Origin of the sequence: Clavibacter michiganensis (genome assembly GCF_021216655.1) — a bacterium.
GTDB lineage: Bacteria > Actinomycetota > Actinomycetes > Actinomycetales > Microbacteriaceae > Clavibacter > Clavibacter michiganensis.
This window is the reverse complement of the sequence record NZ_CP080437.1, coordinates 1289854-1310732: the sequence shown is the minus strand read 5'-3', so window position 1 is coordinate 1310732 and position 20879 is coordinate 1289854. Positions and strand designations below refer to the sequence as shown.

General features: G+C 72.2%; 19 protein-coding genes. 13 read left to right on the top strand and 6 right to left on the bottom strand.

Annotation, left to right across the window (positions count from 1 at the left end; translation table 11 throughout):
- The first annotated feature begins 15 nt into the window (after positions 1-15).
- On the top strand, positions 16-1593 hold the full coding sequence (locus K0V08_RS06085) for a DASS family sodium-coupled anion symporter (protein ID WP_079534627.1): 1578 nt from the start codon (positions 16-18) through the stop codon (positions 1591-1593).
- 243 nt (positions 1594-1836) lie between these two features.
- Here the strand turns inward: K0V08_RS06085 and K0V08_RS06080 are convergent, their stop codons facing one another.
- Positions 1837-2568 (bottom strand): HNH endonuclease family protein, encoded by a 732-nt coding sequence (locus K0V08_RS06080; RefSeq protein ID WP_079534629.1) that lies wholly within the window; start codon positions 2566-2568, stop codon positions 1837-1839.
- A gap of 26 nt (positions 2569-2594) precedes the next feature.
- On the bottom strand, positions 2595-3947 hold the full coding sequence (locus K0V08_RS06075; RefSeq protein ID WP_172401763.1) for an MFS transporter: 1353 nt from the start codon (positions 3945-3947) through the stop codon (positions 2595-2597).
- Between the two features lie 184 nt (positions 3948-4131).
- On the opposite strand from K0V08_RS06075, the gene rpsO reads away from it, so the two are divergent.
- Both rpsO and K0V08_RS06065 read left to right on the top strand, forming a co-directional pair.
- The gene (gene rpsO, locus K0V08_RS06070; RefSeq protein ID WP_012038735.1) at positions 4132-4401 is read left to right on the top strand and encodes a 30S ribosomal protein S15; all 270 of its coding nucleotides are present in this window, start codon (positions 4132-4134) and stop codon (positions 4399-4401) included.
- A 476-nt stretch (positions 4402-4877) separates the two neighbouring features.
- Positions 4878-7151, top strand: a complete 2274-nt coding sequence (locus K0V08_RS06065; RefSeq protein WP_012038734.1) for a polyribonucleotide nucleotidyltransferase — start codon at positions 4878-4880, stop codon at positions 7149-7151.
- A gap of 69 nt (positions 7152-7220) precedes the next feature.
- Here the strand turns inward: K0V08_RS06065 and K0V08_RS06060 are convergent, their stop codons facing one another.
- A complete protein-coding gene (locus K0V08_RS06060; protein WP_012038733.1) occupies positions 7221-7607 on the bottom strand; it encodes a hypothetical protein in 387 nt (128 codons plus the stop codon).
- Positions 7608-7629: 22 nt separating this feature from the next.
- Entirely contained in the window at positions 7630-8160 is a 531-nt protein-coding gene (locus K0V08_RS06055; RefSeq protein WP_012038732.1) for a YbhB/YbcL family Raf kinase inhibitor-like protein, read from the bottom strand.
- Positions 8161-8580: 420 nt separating this feature from the next.
- On the opposite strand from K0V08_RS06055, the gene K0V08_RS06050 reads away from it, so the two are divergent.
- The 7 genes from K0V08_RS06050 to K0V08_RS06020 all read left to right on the top strand — a co-directional run bounded on the left by K0V08_RS06050 (position 8581) and on the right by K0V08_RS06020 (position 14708).
- Positions 8581-9720: an aldo/keto reductase gene (locus tag K0V08_RS06050; RefSeq protein ID WP_079534631.1), complete on the top strand. Its 1140-nt coding sequence runs from the start codon at positions 8581-8583 to the stop codon at positions 9718-9720.
- Between the two features lie 150 nt (positions 9721-9870).
- Positions 9871-10437: a hypothetical protein gene (locus K0V08_RS06045; RefSeq protein WP_231840597.1), complete on the top strand. Its 567-nt coding sequence runs from the start codon at positions 9871-9873 to the stop codon at positions 10435-10437.
- A complete protein-coding gene (locus tag K0V08_RS06040; RefSeq protein ID WP_079534633.1) occupies positions 10428-11336 on the top strand; it encodes a hypothetical protein in 909 nt (302 codons plus the stop codon). Before K0V08_RS06045 ends, K0V08_RS06040 begins: the two co-directional genes overlap by 10 nt.
- A 63-nt stretch (positions 11337-11399) precedes the next feature.
- The gene (locus K0V08_RS06035) at positions 11400-12755 is read left to right on the top strand and encodes a M16 family metallopeptidase (RefSeq protein WP_079534635.1); all 1356 of its coding nucleotides are present in this window, start codon (positions 11400-11402) and stop codon (positions 12753-12755) included.
- 8 nt (positions 12756-12763) lie between these two features.
- The gene (locus K0V08_RS06030) at positions 12764-13366 is read left to right on the top strand and encodes a histidine phosphatase family protein (RefSeq protein ID WP_012038728.1); all 603 of its coding nucleotides are present in this window, start codon (positions 12764-12766) and stop codon (positions 13364-13366) included.
- 59 nt (positions 13367-13425) lie between these two features.
- Positions 13426-14259, top strand: coding sequence for a 4-hydroxy-tetrahydrodipicolinate reductase (gene dapB / locus K0V08_RS06025; RefSeq protein WP_079534637.1), 834 nt, complete (start codon positions 13426-13428; stop codon positions 14257-14259).
- Positions 14259-14708, top strand: a complete 450-nt coding sequence (locus tag K0V08_RS06020) for a hypothetical protein (RefSeq protein ID WP_012038726.1) — start codon at positions 14259-14261, stop codon at positions 14706-14708. Before dapB ends, K0V08_RS06020 begins: the two co-directional genes overlap by 1 nt.
- Positions 14709-14728: 20 nt before the next feature.
- Here K0V08_RS06020 and K0V08_RS06015 read toward each other — a convergent pair whose 3' ends face one another.
- Positions 14729-15649: a TIGR01777 family oxidoreductase gene (locus K0V08_RS06015; RefSeq protein WP_079534639.1), complete on the bottom strand. Its 921-nt coding sequence runs from the start codon at positions 15647-15649 to the stop codon at positions 14729-14731.
- Between the two features lie 107 nt (positions 15650-15756).
- On the opposite strand from K0V08_RS06015, the gene thyX reads away from it, so the two are divergent.
- Positions 15757-16548 (top strand): FAD-dependent thymidylate synthase, encoded by a 792-nt coding sequence (gene thyX, locus K0V08_RS06010; protein ID WP_079534641.1) that lies wholly within the window; start codon positions 15757-15759, stop codon positions 16546-16548.
- 29 nt (positions 16549-16577) lie between these two features.
- Here the strand turns inward: thyX and K0V08_RS06005 are convergent, their stop codons facing one another.
- On the bottom strand, positions 16578-17831 hold the full coding sequence (locus tag K0V08_RS06005) for a hypothetical protein (protein WP_012038723.1): 1254 nt from the start codon (positions 17829-17831) through the stop codon (positions 16578-16580).
- Positions 17832-17961: 130 nt separating this feature from the next.
- On the opposite strand from K0V08_RS06005, the gene dapA reads away from it, so the two are divergent.
- Positions 17962-18945 (top strand): 4-hydroxy-tetrahydrodipicolinate synthase, encoded by a 984-nt coding sequence (gene dapA / locus K0V08_RS06000; RefSeq protein ID WP_043560894.1) that lies wholly within the window; start codon positions 17962-17964, stop codon positions 18943-18945.
- 58 nt (positions 18946-19003) lie between these two features.
- The gene (locus K0V08_RS05995; RefSeq protein ID WP_079534643.1) at positions 19004-20680 is read left to right on the top strand and encodes a ribonuclease J; all 1677 of its coding nucleotides are present in this window, start codon (positions 19004-19006) and stop codon (positions 20678-20680) included.
- Positions 20681-20879: the final 199 nt, after the last annotated feature.

The window sequence follows — 20879 nt, the reverse complement described above, 5'->3', positions numbered from 1 at the left end:
GAGGATGGGCCGGTCATGACCCCTCCTCCCGCATCCCCCGGCCCCTCGTCCGCATCCGGCACCGGGACGGATCCCGGCCCTGGGGGAGCGCCGCGGGACGAGGCGGATCCGGCGCCTGAGGGCGTCGCGTCGGTCGCCACCCCGGCCGCGCCCGACGCATCCGCCGCCGCCCGCCGCGCCGGCCGCTCGCGTGCCCTCCAGGTCGTCGTCATCGTCGCGGTCGCGGTCGGCATCGCGCTCGTCCCGCCGCCCGCCGGGGTCGACCCCCGCGGCATGCACATGGCCGGCATCTTCGTCGGGACCGTCCTCGCGCTCATCCTCCAGCCGCTGCCGACCGCGCCCGTGGCGCTCACCGGCCTCGCGGTCGCGATGCTCACCGGCACCATGACCACCGACGGCGAGGCGCTCGTCGGCTTCGCGAACCCCACCATCTGGCTCATCGTCGCGTCGTTCTTCATCGCGGACGGGTTCCTCGTCACGGGCCTCGGCCGCCGCATCGCGCTCGCGTTCGTGTCCCGCCTCGGCGGATCCAGCCTCGGCCTCGCGTACGGCATGGCGCTCACCGACCTGGTGCTCGCGCCCGCGACGCCGTCGAACACCGCGCGAGCGGGTGGCGTCGTCTACCCGATCGTCGCGTCGCTCAGCCGGGTGCAGGGATCCACACCCGAGTCCGACGCGTCGCGCCGCCGCCTCGGCTCCTACCTCGCGCTCACGAGCGTGCAGGTCAACACCGTCACCTCCGCCATGTTCGTCACGGCCATGGCCGGCAACCCGGTCGCCCAGAAGGCCGCGGCCGACATCGGCATCGAGGTCACCTGGGGCGGGTGGGCGCTCGCGGCGCTCGTGCCCGGCCTCCTCAGCCTGGTCGTCGTGCCGTGGGCGATGTCGCGCGTGTACCCGCCGACCCTCACCCGCACGCCCGAGGCGCCGGCCCACGCGCGCGCGGAGCTGCGCGGACTCGGCCCGCTGTCCGGCCACGAGCGGATCATGGCCGCGACCTTCGTGCTGCTCCTCGTGCTCTGGTGCGGCGGATCCCTGCTCGGCATCCCCGCGACCGCCTCGGCGTTCGGCGGCATCGCGGTGCTGCTCGTCACGGGCGTCCTCAAGTGGTCGCACCTCGCCGCGAACGCCTCGGCCTGGTCGACGCTCATCTTCTTCGCGGTGCTCGTCGGCATGGCCGACCAGCTCGACGCGCTCGGCGTCATCGACCTCGTGGGCGGCGCGGTCTCCGGATCCGTCGGCGGCCTGCCCTGGCCGTGGGCCTTCGCGGTGCTCGCGCTCGTGTACTTCTTCTCGCACTACCTGTTCGCGTCGAACACGGCCCACATCGTCGCGATGTACGCGGTGTTCCTCGGCGCCGCGGTCGCGACGGGGACGCCGCCGCTGTTCGCCGCGCTCGTGCTCGGCTTCATCGGCAACCTCTTCGGCGGCATCTCGCACTACGCGTCGGGGCCGTCCGGAGTCGTCTTCGGATCCGGCTACGTCACGACGAAGGAGTGGTTCCGCGTCGGCTTCGTGATGGCCGTGGTCCTCATCGTGATCTGGGGCGTCGTCGGCACGGCGTGGATGGGCGTGCTCGGCCTGCTGGCCTGACGCCGCGGCAGCCCCGATCGCCCGCGGGCAGGGAGATGGGCCGACCCGATGACGGGCCGGCCCTGCGGTCGTGGTCCCGGCGCCGAGACCCCTCTCCATGCGCCGTCCGTGCGACCGCTCTCCCCATGACATCCGGACCCGTCGTGCATCGCGTCTCTGGTGGTCCGGCGCATTGCAGTGTCTTCGGACCGGGCACCCGATCGGTTGGGGCCGCGCAGGTGACCGCTCCCTGTGCGCGGGGCGTCAGCGCGCCGGCGCCGGCCAGCCGACGTCGTCGGAGGTCAGCAGCGGCAGGTCGCCGCATCCGTCGAGCACGCGCGCCATGGCGTCGTGCTCGGCCCGCGTCACGCTGAGCTCGGTGCGCACCTTGATCGACACCTGCCGCACCACGAGCGCGCACGCGTCGGCCGGGTCGTCGGGCAGCCACGCGTCGGCCGTCGCGTCGGACTTCGCGTTGTTCTCCGCGGCGGACGCGGCGACCAGCTCCAGCGGGTCGTTCGCGAACGCCGCGCGGTACTGGGCGTCCCAGCGCCACGCGCCCGACGACCACGCGTCCGACAGCGACACGACGTGGTCGATCTGCACCGCCTCCGGGTCGCGCGACCGGTCGAACGACACGCGCGCCCCCGAGTACGGGTCCTCCAGCACGCCCGCCTGCACGACGCAGCCGCGCGTGCCGCCGCGGATCTCCGCGTCGGCCAGGTCGCGCCGCAGCACGTCGTTGCGGGTGTCGCAGCCGTTGCGGTCGACGTCCGTCCGCCAGGCGAAGGACTCGCGGTCGTAGCCGTCCACGCGATCCTCGGCCCGCACCTCGAGCCCGTCGAGGGCGAGGCGCGCGGATCTGGTCGCGCCCGGCTCCGCCCCGAGCCCCGACGTGCCGCCGCCTCCCGCGCCCGACCCGGCCCCCGGATCCCCGCGCCACTGCGCGACCGCCGCGATGATCACGATCGCGAGCGCCGCCAGCGTCACGAGCACGGGCGTCCGCCGCCTCCTCCGCCGCGTCACGGCGTCGGGTTCCGGGAGTCGTAGTGCTCGAACGAGGGCAGCGCGCGGATGAGGGTCCACACCACCACCGCGATCAGCAGACCGCCCACGAGCGACGGCACCCACAGCGCCGCGAACAGCGTGACGATGCCGATGTAGGCGTCGCCGAGCCGCGGCCCGCCGGTCACCACGACGATGAAGATGCCCTGCAGCCGCCCGCGCATGTTGTCGGGCACCGCGGTCTGCAGCATGGTGTTGCGGAAGATCGAGGAGATGTTGTCGGCCGCCCCCGTGAGCGCGAGCAGCACGGAGGCGGCGACGATGCCCGGGATGCTCGCGTCCTCGATGCGCGACCCGATGCCGTGCAGCACGCCGGGCTTCGAGGCGAGGAGCAGCACGACGCCGAAGCCCGCGGTGGAGAGGCCGTACGCGACGATGGCCCACCGGATGGCCCGGCCGTGCCGCGTGACCCGGCCGACGGATCCGCTCAGCACGCTGCTCACGAGGCTGCCGACGGCGCCGGCCGCCGTGAGGATGCCGACGGTCACCGGCCCGCCGCCGAGCACGACCGCGCCGACGGCCGGGAACAGCACGCGCGGCTGCCCGAGCGTCATGGCGATGATGTCGACGATGAACGACATGCGGATGTTCGGCGCGGTCCTCAGGAACCCGAGCCCGTACCTGATGGATGCCAGCCCGGGCCGCTGCACCTCGCCCTCGGGCGCGATCCGCGGCAGCGCGAGCACGCCGGTGAACGCCGCGAGGAAGAGCACGGCGTCGACCGTGTAGGTCCACTGGAACCCGACCGACGCCACGAGCACGCCCGCGAGCGCCGGCCCGACCGTCACCATGACGCCCAGGCTGATCCCGCCGAGCGCGCTGGCCGCGGGCAGCAGGTGCGGCGGCAGGATGCGGGGGAGGATCGCCTGCCGGCTCGTCCCGATCACCGTCGCCGCGACCGCGTTGAGGATGCTGAGCGCGTACAGCGACCACACCGTCTCCGCGTGCGTCCAGGCGAGCGCCGCCAGCACGATGGTCGACCCCCACGCCACGCACGACGCGATGAGCGCGACCTTCCGCCGGTCGAACGCGTCCGCGAGCATGCCGCCGTAGAGCCCCGCGATGATCATCGGCAGCAGCGACAGCACCCCCACGAGCGCGACCGACCCGGTGGATCCCGTCAGCTCGTACACGTGCAGCCCGATCGCCACCACGGTCATCTGGCTGCCGATGCCGGCGATCGCGTTGCCGGCCCAGAGCCGCGCGAACGCCGGGCTCTCCTTCAGCGGCGACAGGTCGACGAAGTGGCTGCCGCGCACCTGCCGCTCGTCGGGGATCGGGATGGGGGAGGTCTCGGGCGGGGTGCTCACGTGTCGCTGCGTCGTCTCTCTCGGGTGGATTTCCACGCTAGCCGAGACGGGCGACTCCGCCCGGTCCCGGGGGTGTCGCCCCCCTGGTATGCTCGTGCGGTTGCCGTCTGAACGGCCGCGGATCAAGAGAGCTCGCACATCCTGTGACGGGCGCCGCGCAACGAACACGAGAGGGGATCATCACATGGCTCTGGAAGCAGACGTCAAGAAGGCGATCATCGACGAGTACGCGACCCACCCCGGTGACACCGGATCCCCCGAGGTGCAGATCGCGCTCCTCACCAAGCGGATCACGGGCCTCACCGAGCACCTCAAGGAGCACAAGCACGACCACCACACGCGTCGTGGCCTGCTCCTCCTGGTCGGCCAGCGTCGCCGTCTCCTCGGCTACCTGTCCAACGTCGACATCGAGCGCTACCGCGCCCTGATCGCGCGCCTGGGCATCCGCCGCTGACACGCATCACGCGTCGCTGATCGCACGGCCTGCAAGCAGACGGGCCGTCACCCTCCGGGGTGGCGGCCCGTCCGCCGTTAAGGGGAGCGTCGTCCGCCCGACACCCGGCGATCCCCGCCATCCCGGGCCGGCGAGGGGCCGGGTGCTACCATGTCCGAAGTGATCCAGCGGACGCCCAGCGTCACGATGCGATCACGACAGATGGAGCTGGCCGGCAGGAGCTGGTCGTTGGTGGTGGTATTCCGAGTCGCTCGGAGCATTCCCACTGATGGCCAGACATGCGCCCGCCGCCGTCGGCCACCGGCCGACGAGCGGAACCAGCCGCGCACGTGCACCCGGATCCCGCATCAGGCGGGCGCCGGGGTGTCGCCTCGCCCGCTCCTCCTCTGTCGCAGGAGGTCCGCATCCACACGGGATGCAGGACGAGCGCCCGACGGGCGTCGCCGAGAGGCGCAACACGAAGGAGAGAGACCTCAATGGAAGGTCCAGAGATCAAGTTCGCCGAGGCAGTCCTCGACAACGGCAAGTACGGAACGCGCACGGTCCGGTTCGAGGCCGGCCGCCTCGCGCAGCAGGCTCAGGGCGCGGTCGCCGCGTACCTCGACGAGGACACCATGCTGCTGTCCGCCACCTCGGTGGGCAAGCACCCGAAGGACAACTTCGACTTCTTCCCCCTGACCATCGACGTCGAGGAGCGCAGCTACGCCGCGGGCAAGATCCCCGGCTCGTTCTTCCGTCGCGAGGGCCGCCCCTCCACCGAGGCGATCCTCGTCTGCCGCCTCATCGACCGGCCGCTGCGCCCGTCGTTCATCACGGGCCTCCGCAACGAGGTCCAGGTCGTCATCACCGTCCTCAGCATCGCGCCGGACGAGTTCTACGACAGCCTCGCCATCAACGCGGCGAGCGCCTCGAGCATGCTCTCGGGCATCCCGTTCTCCGGCCCCATCGCGGGTGTGCGCCTCGCGCTCATCGGCGACCAGTGGGTCGTCTTCCCCAAGCACTCGCAGCTCAAGGAGGCCGTCTTCGACATCACCGTCGCCGGCCGCGTCGTCACCGACTCCGAGGGCAACGAGGACGTCGCGATCATGATGGTCGAGGCCGAGGCCACCGAGGGTGCCTGGGACCTCATCCAGGGCGGCGCCACGAAGCCCGACGAGGCCATCGTCGCGCAGGGCCTCGAGGCCGCGAAGCCGTTCATCCAGCAGCTCGTCGCCGCGCAGGCCTCGCTCGCGCAGCAGGCCGCGAAGCCCACGGTCGACTACCCCGTCTTCCTGCCGTACGCGCAGGAGACCTACGACGCCGTCAGCGCGCTCGCGCTCGACGAGCTCGGCACCGTGTACCAGACCGCCGACAAGATCGAGCGCCAGGACGCGGACGATGCCCTCAAGACCCGCACCAAGGAGGCCGTGGCCGCCAAGGTCGAGGCCGGCGAGCTGCCGCAGTCGGCGCTCACCGAGTTCTCCGCGGCCTACAAGTCCGTCACGAAGACCGTCGTCCGCGGCCGGATCCTCCGCGACGGCGTCCGCATGGACGGCCGCGGCCTCGCCGACATCCGTCCGCTCGACGCCGAGGTGCAGGTCATCCCGCGCGTCCACGGCTCGGCCATCTTCCAGCGCGGAGAGACCCAGATCCTGGGCGTCACCACGCTGAACATGCTCAAGATGGAGCAGCAGATCGACTCGCTGAGCCCCATCACGAAGAAGCGCTACCTGCACCACTACAACTTCCCGCCCTACTCCACCGGTGAGACCGGTCGCGTCGGGTCGCCGAAGCGTCGCGAGATCGGGCACGGCTTCCTCGCCGAGCGCGCCCTCGTGCCGGTGCTGCCGAGCCGCGAGGACTTCCCCTACGCGATCCGCCAGGTGTCCGAGGCCCTCGGGTCCAACGGCTCCACGTCGATGGGCTCCGTCTGCGCCTCGACCCTGTCGCTGCTGAACGCGGGCGTGCCGCTGCGCGCGCCCGTCGCCGGCATCGCCATGGGCCTCGTGTCCGACACCGTCGACGGCCAGGTCCGCTACGCGGCCCTCACCGACATCCTCGGTGCGGAGGACGCGCTCGGCGACATGGACTTCAAGGTCGCCGGCACGTCGGAGTTCGTCACGGCCATCCAGCTGGACACGAAGCTCGACGGCATCCCCACGTCGGTCCTCGACGGTGCGCTCAAGCAGGCGAAGGAGGCCCGCACGGCCATCCTCGGCGTGCTGAACCAGGCCATCGACGGCCCCGACGAGATGGCCCCGACCGCGCCCCGCGTGATCTCGGTCAACATCCCCGTCGACAAGATCGGCGAGCTGATCGGCCCGAAGGGCAAGACGATCAACGCCATCCAGGACGAGACCGGCGCCGACATCTCCATCGAGGAGGACGGCACCGTCTACATCGGCGCCGTCGACGGCCCGTCGGCGGACGCCGCGCGTGCGCAGGTCAACGCCATCGCGAACCCGACGAACCCCGAGGTCGGCGAGTCCTTCCTCGGCACCGTCGTCAAGATCGCGACGTTCGGCGCCTTCGTCTCGCTGCTCCCCGGCAAGGACGGCCTGCTGCACATCAGCGAGGTCCGCAAGCTCGCCGGCGGCAAGCGCGTCGAGAACGTCGAGGACGTGCTCGGGGTCGGCCAGAAGATCCTGGTGGAGATCACCAAGATCGACGACCGCGGCAAGCTGTCGCTCGCTCCCGTCCTGGAGGAGACCGCCGATCAGGAGGGCCGCGACGCCGCCAGCCACGGCTCCGAGGCGCCTGCGGAGGGCTAGTCCCCGCCGTACCCGCTCGAACCGGATGCCCGTCCCACCTCGGCGGGGCGGGCATCCGTCGTCTGCGGGCTACTTCCCGTCGTTCGGATCCGTCGGGTACGGGACGTCCTGCGCGGGCGGCGCGGACAGGGACGGGGCGGGCGTCGGATCCGCGGACGGGCTCGGCGCCGGCGTCGGTGCCGGCTCGTCCGGAGTCGGAGTCGGAGTCGGAGTCGGCGTCGGCGTCGGGTCGGGAGCCGGCGACGACGGCGTGACGTCGGGCGTCGGGCCGGGCTCGCCGGTGGTCGGGGCGGGCGGCACCTGCTCGACGTCGCCCTGCGAGAGCGTGATCGCCGCGATGACCCCGGCGATCACGAGGACGGCGGCGATGACCGCGAGGACGAGCACGAGGCGCCGGCGCCGGGCGCGGGCGTCATCGCCCTCGCCCGACGCCGTCCGGCCGCCCTCGTGGGTCACGTCGTCGCCTCGATCCGGTCGCTCAGTCCGCCACGTTGATCGCCGTGCCCATGAGCTGGGCGCGGCCGATCACGTGGGGGAGCATCAGGAAGCCGAGCATCGCGGGGGTCGCGCCCTCCGGGATGTCCAGCGACTCCACGTCGAGCGCGGTGACGGTGAAGAAGTAGCGGTGCGTGCCGTGGCCCGCGGGAGGCGTCGCCCCGAAGAAGCCCGTCGCCCGCGCGTCGTTGTGCAGGGTCACGGCGCCCTCGGGCAGGAGACCCGACTCCGGATCTCCGGCACCGGCGGGCAGCGCTGTGGTGGAGGCGGGGATCCCGCGCACCGCCCAGTGCCAGAACCCGCTGCCGGTCGGGGCGTCGGGGTCGTACGCGGTGAGCACGTAGCTGCGGGTCGCGGCGGGCGCGCCCGTCCACGTGAGGGTGGGGGACCGGTCCTCGCCGCCCTGCCCTCCACCTCGCGCGGACTGGGGCAGCGCTGCCCCGTCGGCGAAGTCGGGGCTGGTGAGGTGGAAGGGAGCGGCGTCCGGCAGGCGGTGCAGCGGGTCGTTGGGCACGTGGGTTCCTCTCGGTGGGGCTGACCTCTCCAGCCTCGCACGGCCGGCCGTGGGGCGACCGGGATCGTCCCGCCCGGACCGCGGAGAGGCCCCCGGACCTCACGCCGACGTGCGCGCGGCGGCACGGCCCGGCGGACAAGGCCCCCGAAGAGGGGTCTGGGTCCCGACGAGGGCGCCTGGCTACCGTTGTCGATGCGGGCAGGTCCACGTGATCGCCCGCCTCCGGGGGACGCATCGGGGGATGCAGACCGCCGAGGGGTGCCGGGGTCGGGGGATCGCGGCACCCCTTCCGGCGTCGAGGCCGTCCCGATCGCCCGCATGCGGTCGGTCGGTGAGCGGCCCATGTCCCGGAGGCGAACGGCGGCGCGCGCATTCCCTTGGTACGCAAACCTTTCGCCTGCTGGGCGGTATCCTCGGGGTGTGACGACGTCCCCTCCCTCCGCCTCCGACGTCATGCCCGGGCCGCAGCCGCGGCGCCGTCGCGGGGGCTCGCTCGTCCCGCGCCTCTCGCGCCCGACCGGCGCGACGTCCCTGCCCGGCGGCATCGTCGAGACCACCGTCCAGGCCGCCGGCGCCATCGTCCTCGAGGCCTCCGCCGCGGCGCCCGGCCTGCGCACCGGCGGGAGCATCCCGCAGCCGGCCCGCCGCCGCGTCATCGGCGACACCGACCTCCGCGTCTTCCCGCTCGCGCTCGGCGGCAACGTCTTCGGCTGGACCGCCGGCGCGGAGGACGCATCCGCGATCCTCGACAGGTACCAGGAGGCGGGCGGAAACTTCGTCGACACCGCCGACTCCTACGCGAGCGGCCGCAGCGAGCACATGATCGGCTCGTGGATGCGCGAGCGCCGCAACCGCGACTCCATGGTCGTCGCCACCAAGATCGGCAAGAGCGAGGACTTCCCCGGCCTCGGCGGATCCCGCATCGAGCGCGCCGTCGACGCCAGCCTGTCGCGGCTCGGCACGGACTTCATCGACCTCCTCTACTTCCACTGGGACGACATCGACGTGCCGCTCGAGGAGAGCCTCGCCGCCGCCGGTCGCCTGATCGCGTCGGGCAAGGTCCGGCACCTCGCGGCGTCGAACTACGCGGCCGAGCGCCTCCTGCACGCGCGGATCATGGGCGGCCTGTACGACGCACCGCGGTTCGTCGCCCTGCAGACGCACTACAACCTCGTCAACCGGGCGCCCTACGAGTCGGCGTTCCTCGACGTCGTCCGCGGTCAGCAGCTGGCGGTGATGCCGTACTTCGCGCTCGCGAACGGCTTCCTCACGGGCAAGTACCGCACCCGCGACGCGGTGCGCGAGGGCGCACGCGGGGCCCGGGCCGCCAAGTACCTCACCCGCCGCGGCCTCCGCGTGCTCACCGCCCTCGACGAGATCGCGGAGCACCACTCGACGAGCGTCGCGACGATCGCGCTGGCCTGGCTCCTCGCCAAGCCGGGAATCGTCGCGCCGGTCGCGAGCGCGAGCCGACCGGAGCAGGTGCACGACCTGGTGCAGGCGTCCCACGTCCAGCTCTCGCGCCACGACGTGGCCCGGCTCGACCGCGCGTCCGAGTAGTCGTCCCGAGGGCGTCGCGCCCGCCGTCCTTCCCCTGCGATGTGGAGGGCCGCGGTCGTGCTCGTGATCCAGCGGCTACCTTTCCTGGACCCGCGACGCCAGGCGCTCCTGCGCCGGCTTTCTCGCGCGGGAGCCGCACGCCCGGGGGAGATGACCATGCACGACCGACTGCGCATTCCGCTGAGACGACGAGGGGGAGTGGTGGTGGGCGGGCTCACGGTGGTGCTCGTCGGCGGTCTGCTGAGCGGATGCACGGCGTCGCCCGCCGCGGATCCTGCTCCGGCGCCGACACCGTCGTTAACGCAGGAGCAGCAGGACGATCAGGCGTTCAGGGACGTCATGACGAGGTACATCGACCTCGATGCGAACTCAGACATAGAGGATGAGTTGAATGAGCTCCTGACGGGGAATGTCCTCAACAGTGAGAAGGACGGGCTCGCTGAAGCACGACGAACCGGGGAGCGACAAAGCGGCAAGGAGATCGCTTCCGGCTTCCAAGTCACCGATCGAGGTCTGGACCCAGCGGGTCTTCAGTACATGACGGCTCAGGTCTGCCTCGACACCGGCGGTCTGCGCCTCCTCGACGCGAACGGCAACGACATAACTCCGCAGCACGACACGCGCCGCTCGCTCCAGGTCAAGGCAATCAAGTCCCCAGACTCACTTTGGCGAATCAGCGACATAGTGCGGAACGAGGATGTCCACGCATGCGGGTGACGGTCGCGACGCTCACCCCTCTTCTGGTCATCGGCATCGTCACGGCGCCGGCCACCGCCGCTCATGCATCAGGTGAGGACTGCTCGACGAAGTACGGTGCCTTCGGCCCGTGCGCCTCCGGTCTCATAGGCGACGGAGGAGTTTCCATTAGCGCGCACGACCAGCAACCGGAGTCCTCAGGTGGGGGACAGCCGAATCGCGGTGAGCAGAAACCGCGGCCGGAAGCTCAAGGCTTCGTGGTGCCGCCTCCGGTGCCGCGGGGTCGGATGGCTGCGGATGTGGATGTGCCGTGCACTCCGAGCGCGCGTCTGTCGGGTGGGGGTCAGTGCTCGGATGGGCAGCATGCGTTCTTGCCGCCGGCGAGGGGACCGTCGAAGCCGGCGGATCCGGTGCCGGTCGTGGCTGCGGTTCCGGCGGTGTCACTTGCGGATGTGGCGCAGTTCGTGCCGCGGGATGCGTCGATCCGGTCGCAGCCGAACGGGTGGGCGATCGTGGGGGCGCCGGTGAACCTGTTCACGGACGCGACGCCGCAGGTGGTGGACGGGGTGTTGCTGGGTCGTCCGGCGCAGGTGCGGTTCGTGCCGGTGTCGTTCGCGTGGGATCACGGCGATGGCACGTCGACGACGGTCGTGGGGCCGGGCGCGTCGTGGCGGGAGTTGGGGCAGCAGGACTTCACGCCGACGGACACGAGTCACGTGTATGAGTCCGTCGGGGATCGGCAGGTGTCGTTGACGATCTCGTATTCGCCCGCCTATCGGTTCGACGGGGGTGGGTGGCAGCAGATCGCGGGGACGCTGCCGGTGCAGGTCGGCCCGGTGACGATCCGCGTGCTGCAGGGGTCGACGGTGTTGGTCGGGGGTGCGTGCGGGGAGCGGAACGCCGGCCCCGGATGCCCGTGAGCTGCCCGTCGCCGCCCGTCAGCCCCCGGCTCGCCGCGGGGCCCGTGGCGTAGGGTGACGGTGATGTCCCGCGCCGTAGAACTCCCCCTCGATCTCCCCGATCTCACCGTGCAGTCGACGGGCGGCGCCCGTGTCCGGCGGTCCGTCCTGGCGTCCGGCGTGCGCATCCTCAGCGAGGACGTGCCCGGCAGCCGCAGCGCCACGATCGGCATGTGGGTCGCGGTCGGCTCGCGCGACGAGCAGCCGGGCGACCTCGGATCCACGCACTTCCTCGAGCACCTCCTCTTCAAGGGCACGCCGTCGCGCACGGCCCTCGACATCGCCGTGTCCTTCGACGCGGTCGGCGGCGAGCACAACGCCGTCACCGCCAAGGAGTACACCTGCTACTACGCCAAGGTGCAGGATCGCGACCTCGGCATGGCCGTCGACGTGCTGGCCGACATGGTCACCTCCAGCCTCATCGACGCCGAGGAGTTCGAGACCGAGCGCGGGGTCATCCTCGAGGAGCTCGCCATGGCGGACGACGACCCCGGCGACGTCGTCAGCGAGCGCTTCTTCGAGGCCGTGCTGGGGGATCACCCGCTCGGCCGTCCCATCGGCGGCAGCCCCGCGGACATCGAAGCCGCCGAGCGCGACGCCGTCGTCGCGCACTACCGCCGCAACTACCGCCCGCAGGACCTCGTCATCACGGCGGCGGGCTCCGTGGACCACGACGCCCTCGTCGCGCGTGTGACCACCGGCCTCGAGCGCGCCGGCTGGGATCTCTCGGCCGTGGCCGCACCCGTCGCGCGTCGCACCGGGTCCACCCCGGTCATCACGCGCGGCAGCGGCCTCGTCGTCGTCGACCGGCCCATCGAGCAGACCAACATCCTGCTCGGCGTGCCCGGCCTCGCGGCGTCCGACGACCGCCGGCCCGCCCTCGCGATGCTCAACTCGGTGCTCGGCGGCGGCATGTCCTCGCGCCTGTTCCAGGAGGTCCGCGAGAAGCGCGGCCTCGCGTACTCCGTCTACTCGTTCGGCGCCTCCTACTCGGACGCGGGCGTGTTCGGCCTCTACGCCGGATGCACGGCCGCGAAGACCGAGCAGGTGTCGCGCCTCATGGTCGAGGAGTTTCGGAAGCTCGCCGAGGAGAACGTGACCGAGGAGGAGCTGGCGCGGGCGTTCGGGCAGCTCTCGGGGCAGTCCGCCCTCGCGCTGGAGGACTCGGACACCCGCATGTCGCGGCTCGGGCGGTCGGAGATCACCACCGGCGAGTACGTCGACCTCGACGAGACGCTCGTCCGCCTGTCCCGCGTCACCGCCGAGGACGTCCGCGTCCTCGCGGCCGACCTGATCTCCCGACCGCTCTCGATCGCCGCTGTGGGGACCGTCGGCGCGGACGCGTTCGCCCCGCTGCTCGAGACCCCCGCGCTCCTGTAGGAGGAACCGTGTCCCACTACATCTACCTCGTGCGCCACGGCGAGCAGCAGGACGCCGAGCACGGTCTGCCGGACGGGCCGCTGTCGGGCCGCGGCAAGCGCCAGGCCCACTGCATCGCCGACCGGCTGAGCGGCGTCCCCTTCACGTCGGTGCGCCATTCGCCGCTCGCGCGGGCGGAGGAGACGGCCGCGATCATGGCGGAGCGCATGCCGGCTATCGAGCCGGAGCCGTCGTCGCTGCTGTTCGACTGCATCCCCTCGGGACCGGTGCCGGACATGCCGCACGCGTTCGAGTCGTTCTTCGGCGGCATCACCGAGGAGGAGATCGACGCGGGCAGCGCGCAGATGGCGGATGCGGTGAGCGAGTTCCTGGCTCCTGCCCGCGGAGAACGGCACGACCTCCTCATCACCCACAACTTCGTCATCGCCTGGTTCGTGCGCCACGTGTTCGACGCCCCGGAATGGCGGTGGATGGGCATCAACCAGGCCAACTGCGGCCTCACCATCATCCGCGTCCGCTCCGCGAAGCCGCCCGTGCTCGTCGTGCACAACGACCTCGGACACCTGCCGGTCGAGCTGCGCACGGGCCTGCCGGAGCAGCAGCCCTACTAGCCGCAGCGGCACGTCGGCCGCCCAGCGTCGACGGGGGAGCGCGCCGGTACGCTGGGCGGATGACAACCACGGTCGCCGTCGTCGGCGCAACGGGACGCATGGGCCAGCTGATCTCGCAGATCGTCGAGGCGAGCACCGAGTTCGAGCTCGTCGCCAGCCTCGACTCGAAGGACGAGCTGTCGGACATGCTCGGCGCCGACATCGCGGTCGACGTGACGCTCCCGGCGGTCAGCCAGGGCGTCGTCGAGTACGCGGTCGCGCACGGCATGAACGTCCTCGTGGGCACGAGCGGCTGGACCGGCGAGCGCATCACCGAGCTCGAGCGGCGGATCACCGGCAACCTCGCCGTGGGCGTCGTCATCATCCCCAACTTCTCCGTCGGCAGCGTGCTCGCGACCTCGTTCGCGCAGATGGCGGCTCGCTTCTACGACTCCATCGAGATCGTCGAGGCGCACGGCGCGTCCAAGATCGACTCGCCGTCGGGCACGGCCGTCCGGACGGCCGAGCTCATGTCGCAGGCACGCGGCGCGCGCGGGCCCGTGCAGGCGCCGCACACCGATCAGCGGGCGCGCGGCCAGCAGGTCGCGAGCATCCCCGTGCACAGCCTGCGGATGCAGGGCGTCGTCGCCAAGCAGGACGTCGTGTTCGGCGGCAACGGCGAGGTGCTCACCATCAGCCACGACACGCTCGCGCCGAGCGCCTACGAGGCCGGCATCCTGCTCGCCCTCCGCGCGACCCGCACCGCGCGGGGCGTGGTGGTCGGGCTCGACCGCCTCATCGACCTCGACGGCTCGCGCGAGCGCGCCGCGCAGGCGGCGGCGGGCGACGCGCCGTCGGGTCCTGTGGACGACGGCGGGCCGAGCGGCCAGGCCGCCACCGTCACGAGCGCCTGATGGGGACGCGCATCGGCGTCGCAGTCATGGCGGTGCTCATGGTGCTGTACCTGGCGCTGGCCGGTCAGATAGCGATCCTGCTCCTGATCTCGGGCGAGCCGGTCGGCGTCGTGTTCGGCGTCGCGCTCCTGGTCCTACCCCTGCTCGGCGTGTGGGCGCTCGTGCGCGAGCTGTCGTTCGGCGTGCGCAGCGCGCGCCTGGTGCGGATCCTCGACGGGGAGGGCGGCCTGCCCGTCGCCGACCTGCCCACCCGCGCCAGCGGTCGTCCGCTCCGCGACGCGGCCGACGCCGCGTTCCCCGCCTACCAGGCCGAGGTCGAGCAGGATCCGGCCAGCTGGCGCGCGTGGTTCCGGCTCGGCCTCGCCTACGACGCGAGCGGGGACCGGCGCCGGGCCCGCGGTGCGATCCGCCGCGCGATCGCGCTGCACGGATCCGACTCCGCCGTCTGAGCCGGCCTCGCGCTCGCGCCTCAGCTCTTCGCGAGCAGCCGGTCGATGGCGAGTTCGACCGTGGGGTCGCGGAAGGCGAACCCGTCGGCGAGCAGCTTCTCGGGCCGCGCGGGCTGGCTGGAGAGCAGCAGCTCCTGTCCGGCCTCCTGCAGCGCGAGCCGGATGAGGAACTCGGGCGCCGGCACCAGGTAGGGCCGGTGCATGCGCTTCGCGAGGTGGCGCATCAGCCGGTCGGCCATGACGGGCTCGGGGCCGGTGAGGTTCACGGGGCCGGAGACCGAGGACGTCAGCAGGTGCACGATCGCGGCGGCCTCGTCGCGGAGGGAGATCCACGGCCAGACCTGCCCACCGGTGCCCAGCCTCCCGGCGAGCCCGAGGTTGGTGAGGAGGCGGAGCGGCGCGAGTGCGCCCGCCTGGGCCAGCACCAGGCCGGTGCGCAGGGTGGCGACGCGGACGTCGGCCGGCGCCTGCGACGCCTCGGCCTCCCACGCCTCCACGACCTCGGCGAGGAAGCCCGCGCCGCGCGGCGAGTCCTCGGTGAGGCGCTCGGCGGGACGGTCGCCGTAGAAGCCCACGGCGGATCCGTTGAGCAGCACCCGGGGCGGGTTCGCCGCCGACGCGATCGCGCCGACGATCGTCCGCGTCGCGGAGACGCGCGACGCGCGGATCTCCTCCTGGTACGGCTTCGTCCACGGCAGGCGGCTGATGGAGGCGCCCGAGAGGTTGACCACGGCGTCCACGCCGTCGAGCGCCGCGGGATCCAGCCGCCCCTCGGCCGGCTGCCACTCGCGCTCGTCGGGCGAGGACGGCGCGTGACGGACGAGCGTCCGCACGCGATGCCCGGCGGCGTGCAGCTGGGCCTGCAGCTCGGTGCCGATCGTGCCCCCGGCGCCGGAGATGAGGACGGTGAGCGGGGCGGGGGATGCGGTGCTGTCGGACATGGTCGAGCCCTTCGTCGGTGCCCATCAGCCTAGGACGCGGCCCCGCACGGCAGCCGGGAGGGGCTGCGCGCAGGCCGGGCGCGAGCGGGCGCGGACCGTCGCGTACAGTGACGGTCGTGCCCCACGACGACATCGCCTTCCGATCCGACATGACCGTGGAGCTCGTCCGCTCCAGCGCCCACGACTCCGACGTGATCTTCGCCGCCCGCGTCTCCACCGCAGGCGAGAAGACCCTCGAGCGCGCGCTCGACGAGCCCGACGGCCAGGACCGCGCCCTCGAGGGCGACGTCGACACCGAGGCCGAGGAGAAGCGCGTCAAGCGCGACCGCGGCCTCATCAACTACCTCATGCGCGACCGCCACGGATCGCCCTTCGAGCACAACTCGATGACCTTCTACGTGCAGGCGCCGATCTTCGTGTTCCGCGAGTTCATGCGGCACCGCATGGCCTCCTACAACGAGGAGTCGGGCCGCTACAAGGAGCTCGACGCCGTGTTCTACGTGCCCGGCCCCGAGCGCAACCTCGTGCAGGTCGGCAAGCCCGGTGCCTACGAGTTCCACGCGGGCATCCCCGAGCAGACGGCGCTCGTGCAGGAGGAGACCCGCCGCACCTCCGCCGAGGCATACGCCTCCTACCAGCGGATGCTCGCGCAGGGCGTGGCGCGCGAGGTCGCCCGCATCGTGCTCCCGCTGAACATCTACTCGTCGATGTACGTCACGCTCAACGCGCGTGCGCTGATGAACTTCCTGTCGCTGCGCACCAAGCACGAGGACTCGACGTTCCCGAGCTTCCCGCAGCGGGAGATCGAGATGTGCGCCGAGAAGATGGAGACCGAGTTCGAGCGGCTCATGCCACTGACGCACGCCGCGTTCCAGAAGAACGGCCGCGTCGCCCCGTAGTCCGCGAGGCGACGCCGCCGTCCTCCGCCTCACCCGACGCGCACCGCGACGCTGGTCCGCGAGACGGTGGGGTAGGGGTACCGCTCTCCCGTCACGCTCACCTCGAGGAGCCGCCCGCGGTCGGCGGCGACCGGCGTGTACGCGGGCTCCTCGGCGCCCGGGATGACCACCCCGTCGCGCAGCCACCGGTAGGTCAGCGTGATGGGCGCCGGACGCCAGAACCCGGTCCTGACGGTGAGCTGCCGTCCGACGAGCGGGAGCCCGCCGATCGCCGGCACGCCTGGGGAGATGACGGGCATCGTGACACGCGGGGTCGGAGCCGAGACGCGCTCGACCGACGCACGGCCCGGTGCGCTGCCCCGGACGCCGACGGTGATCCGCTTGCCGCCGTCGAAGCGCGCGTCGACCTCGTAGGTCGGCCCCGACGCGTCGGAGATCCGCTGGCCGTCGCGGTACCACTGATAGGCGAGCGTGACGGGGCCGGGCCGCCAGGTCCCCGTCCGGACCGACAGGGTGCTCCCCGGGACCGCGCGGCCGACCACGGTCGGGGTCGGCGCGGAGGCGAACGACGGCGTGCCGGGAGGGCTGCCGGTGGCGAGCTCCAGGTACACGTACCGGGCCACGTCGACGTTGGGCCCGTGCCAGAACACGAGTCGGACGGTGCGGTCGTAGCCGACCTCGAGGGTGGTCGATCCCACGGCGTCGGCGAAGGTGTACGGGTCGTCGCCGAACGCGTACACGACCGACCGCTCCTCCGGCCAGCCCGCGAGGTACCCGCGGACGTCCCAGGCGAGGGTGATCCGGGGTCCGTCGACCGTGATGACCGGGTCGTACCGCGTGGGGTAGCCGAGCGAGAGCACGGCGACGGGTACCGAGGCGGCGCCGATGACGGGGACGCCGTCGAGCGCGCCCGCGGCCCGGAAGGAGATGGTGTGCGGCCCGGCGGGGGCAGCGATCCGGATGTAGGCGTGGTCGAGCGGCCCGCTGTATGCCGTCCGCCAGGATCCCGCGCCGTCGAGCAGGTACTCGAAGCGGGGCGATCGCACGTCGAGCGTGCCGACGTCGAGGGACAGGATGACCTCGATCTCGGGGACGTCCGTCACCTCGCCGCCCACGAAGACCTCGGGGGCGGGCAGGGAGGGCGCGGCGACCGAGGCGAGGGGGAGCGACGCTCCGGATTGCGCCGCCTGGGCCGGCGCGGCGCCGGCGAGGGAGACCCCGACGACGAGCGCCAGGGTGAGGGCCAGGAGCGGCGAAGGCCGTCTCCGTGCCGGGATGATCATGGTGGCACCAGCGTCTCCGGGACATCGTCGTCCCGAGCGAAGGGTGCTCCCGATCCGGCCCGCGCGCATCCCCCCGTCCGGGGCGCCGGGGCGGAGGTTCGCCCCGCCCGGCCGCGGCCCGCCCGTTACGATGGTGCCCGTGTCCACAGAGAACCCGTTCGGCCAGGTCCTGGTGGCGCTCGTCACCCCGTTCACCGCCGATGGCGAGGTCGACTGGGCGGGCGTCGAGAAGCACATGGACGACGTCATCGTCGCGGGCGCGGACGGCATCGTCGTCACGGGCACGACGGGCGAGACCAGCACGCTGACCGACCCGGAGAAGATCAGGCTCGTCGAGGTCGGCCGGTCCGTGAGCGCGGGCCGGGCGAAGATCATCACGGGCGGCGGATCCAACGAGACCGCGCACGCCATGCAGCTCGCGCGCCAGAGCGAGAAGGCCGGCGCGGACGGCAACATGATCGTCACGCCGTACTACAACAAGCCCACGCAGGCCGGCGTGCTCACGCACTTCCGCATGATCGCGGACGCGACCGACCTCCCGGTCATCCTCTACGACATCCCCGGCCGCACGGGCATCCCGATCCAGTACGAGACGATCCTCCGCGCCGCGAAGCACCCGAACATCCTCGCCATCAAGGACGCCAAGGGCGACCTCGCGCAGGCCAGCCGCGTGCTCAACCAGACCGGCCTCATGTACTTCGCGGGCGACGACGCGAACGCGCTGCCGACCCTCGCGATCGGCGGGACCGGACTCATCGGCGTCACCGCGAACATCACCGCGACTCCGTACCGCACCATGGTCGACGCCGTGAACGCGGGCGACCTCGGCGCCGCGACGCACGCGCACCAGCAGCTCGAGCCGCTCGTCCGCGCGGTCATGACCCACGTGCCCGGCACGGTCGCGGCCAAGTACATCCTCCACGGCCTCGGCCGCATCGGCAGCCCCCGCGTCCGCCTGCCCCTCGTGGGGCCGGAGGAGTGGGAGGCCGCGCAGATCGAGGACGAGATCGACCTCGTCCGCGACGTCCCCGGCGTCGACTTCCGCAACTTCCGACCGGACCGCAACGCCGCGGCGGGTGGAGCGCTGCCCCAGGTCGCCGGCACCACGCGCTGACGCGCGCCCCGAGCATCCCCGCCGGCCGCATCGGCCGCACCGTCATCAGAGGAGTCCCATGCCCCACGGCGTCTACGACCCGCCCGCGCTCAAGCCCGGCACCCTGCGCATCACGCCCATCGGCGGCCTCGGCGAGATCGGGCGCAACATGACCACGTTCGAGATCGACGGCAAGATCCTCGTCGTCGACTGCGGCGTCCTCTTCCCCGAGGAGCACCAGCCGGGCGTCGACCTGATCCTCCCCGACTTCTCCTCCATCAAGGACCGCCTCGACGACGTCGTCGGCATCGTCCTCACGCACGGCCACGAGGACCACATCGGCGCCGTGCCGTACCTCCTCAAGCTCAAGCAGGACATCCCGCTGATCGGCTCCGGCCTCACGCTCGCCCTCATCGAGGCGAAGCTCAAGGAGCACCGGATCACGCCGTACACGTTCCAGGTGAAGGAGGGCGACCGCGAGCGCCTGGGGCCGTTCGAGCTCGAGTTCGTGGCGGTCAACCACTCCATCCCGGACGCGCTGGCCGTCGCCATCACGACCGAGGCGGGCAGCGTGCTGCACACCGGCGACTTCAAGATGGACCAGCTGCCGCTCGACGACCGGATCACCGACCTCCGCGCCTTCGCGCGCCTCGGCGAGGCCGGCATCGACCTCTTCATGTCGGACTCCACCAACGCGGACGTCCCCGGCTTCACGCCCACCGAGCGCTCCATCGGCCCGGTGCTCGACGCCGTCATCTCGAAGGCGCCCCGCCGCGTGATCGTCGCGAGCTTCTCCAGCCACGTGCACCGCGTGCAGCAGGTGCTCGACGCCGCGCACGCGAACGGCCGCCGCGTCGCCTTCATCGGCCGCTCGATGATCCGCAACATGACCATCGCCGCCGAGCTCGGCTACCTCAAGGTGCCGGACGGGGTCCTCATCGACTCCAAGAAGGCCGTCGACCTGCCGGACGACGGGATCGTCTACATGAGCACCGGGTCGCAGGGCGAGCCGATGGCCGTGCTCAGCCGCATGGTCAACCAGGAGCACCAGATCGAGATCGGCCAGGACGACACCGTCATCCTCGCGTCGAGCCTCATCCCGGGCAACGAGAACGCCGTCTACCGGATCATCAACGGGCTCACGAAGCTCGGCGCGAACGTCGTGCACAAGGCCAACGCGAAGGTCCACGTCTCGGGCCACGCGGCCGCGGGCGAGCTGCTCTACTGCTACAACATCCTCAAGCCGCGGAACGTGCTCCCGGTGCACGGCGAGTACCGGCACCTCGTCGCGAACCAGCAGCTCGCGATCCAGACGGGCGTGCCCGAGCGCAACACGTTCCTCGCGGAGGACGGCACCGTCCTCGACATGAAGGACGGGCACGTGCGCGTCACGGGGCAGCTCGACGTCGGCTACGTCTACGTGGACGGCTCGACCGTGGGCGAGATCACCGACGCCGACCTCAAGGACCGCCGCATCCTCTCCGAGGAGGGCTTCGTCACGATCTTCGTCGTGGTCGAGCCGCAGACCGGCAAGGCCACGGTCGGCCCGGAGATCGAGGCGCGGGGCTTCGCCGAGGACTCGAAGGTCTTCGACAGCGTCAAGCCGCTCGTCGTGAAGGCCCTCGCGGAGGCGGCGGCCAACGGCACCAGGGACACGCACGCGTACGCGCAGGTCGTGCGCCGCACGGTCGGCCGCTGGGTCAACTCGTCGCACCGCCGGCGTCCGATGATCATCCCGGTGGTCATCGAGGCCTAGGCCGGCCGCCGGCGAGGGCCGGCGCGCAGCACGTCCGGAGGGGGCGGGGGAGACCCCGCCCCTCCGTCGCGCGTGCCGACGACGCTCGTCCGCGCGGCCCCCTGACGGGGGTGCGCATGTCATCCGCGTGGACGAAGCGCCGCGCACGGCGCCGCCCCTAGCGTCGGAGGCGACCGGACGGGCCGCTGGGGACCGCCGG

Excerpts from the sequence above, each read along its gene's own strand:
- K0V08_RS05995 (WP_079534643.1), top strand. The coding sequence starts at position 19,004 with ATGCCCCACGGCGTCTACGACCCGCCCGCGCTCAAGCCCGGCACCCTG.
- dapA (WP_043560894.1), top strand. The coding sequence starts at position 17,962 with ATGGTGCCCGTGTCCACAGAGAACCCGTTCGGCCAGGTCCTGGTGGCG.
- rpsO (WP_012038735.1), top strand. The coding sequence starts at position 4,132 with ATGGCTCTGGAAGCAGACGTCAAGAAGGCGATCATCGACGAGTACGCG.
- K0V08_RS06065 (WP_012038734.1), top strand. The coding sequence starts at position 4,878 with ATGGAAGGTCCAGAGATCAAGTTCGCCGAGGCAGTCCTCGACAACGGC.
- K0V08_RS06045 (WP_231840597.1), top strand. The coding sequence starts at position 9,871 with ATGACCATGCACGACCGACTGCGCATTCCGCTGAGACGACGAGGGGGA.
- K0V08_RS06005 (WP_012038723.1), bottom strand. The coding sequence starts at position 17,831 with ATGATCATCCCGGCACGGAGACGGCCTTCGCCGCTCCTGGCCCTCACC.
- K0V08_RS06085 (WP_079534627.1), top strand. The coding sequence starts at position 16 with ATGACCCCTCCTCCCGCATCCCCCGGCCCCTCGTCCGCATCCGGCACC.
- dapB (WP_079534637.1), top strand. The coding sequence starts at position 13,426 with ATGACAACCACGGTCGCCGTCGTCGGCGCAACGGGACGCATGGGCCAG.
- K0V08_RS06020 (WP_012038726.1), top strand. The coding sequence starts at position 14,259 with ATGGGGACGCGCATCGGCGTCGCAGTCATGGCGGTGCTCATGGTGCTG.
- K0V08_RS06015 (WP_079534639.1), bottom strand. The coding sequence starts at position 15,649 with ATGTCCGACAGCACCGCATCCCCCGCCCCGCTCACCGTCCTCATCTCC.
- K0V08_RS06035 (WP_079534635.1), top strand. The coding sequence starts at position 11,400 with ATGTCCCGCGCCGTAGAACTCCCCCTCGATCTCCCCGATCTCACCGTG.
- K0V08_RS06040 (WP_079534633.1), top strand. The coding sequence starts at position 10,428 with ATGCGGGTGACGGTCGCGACGCTCACCCCTCTTCTGGTCATCGGCATC.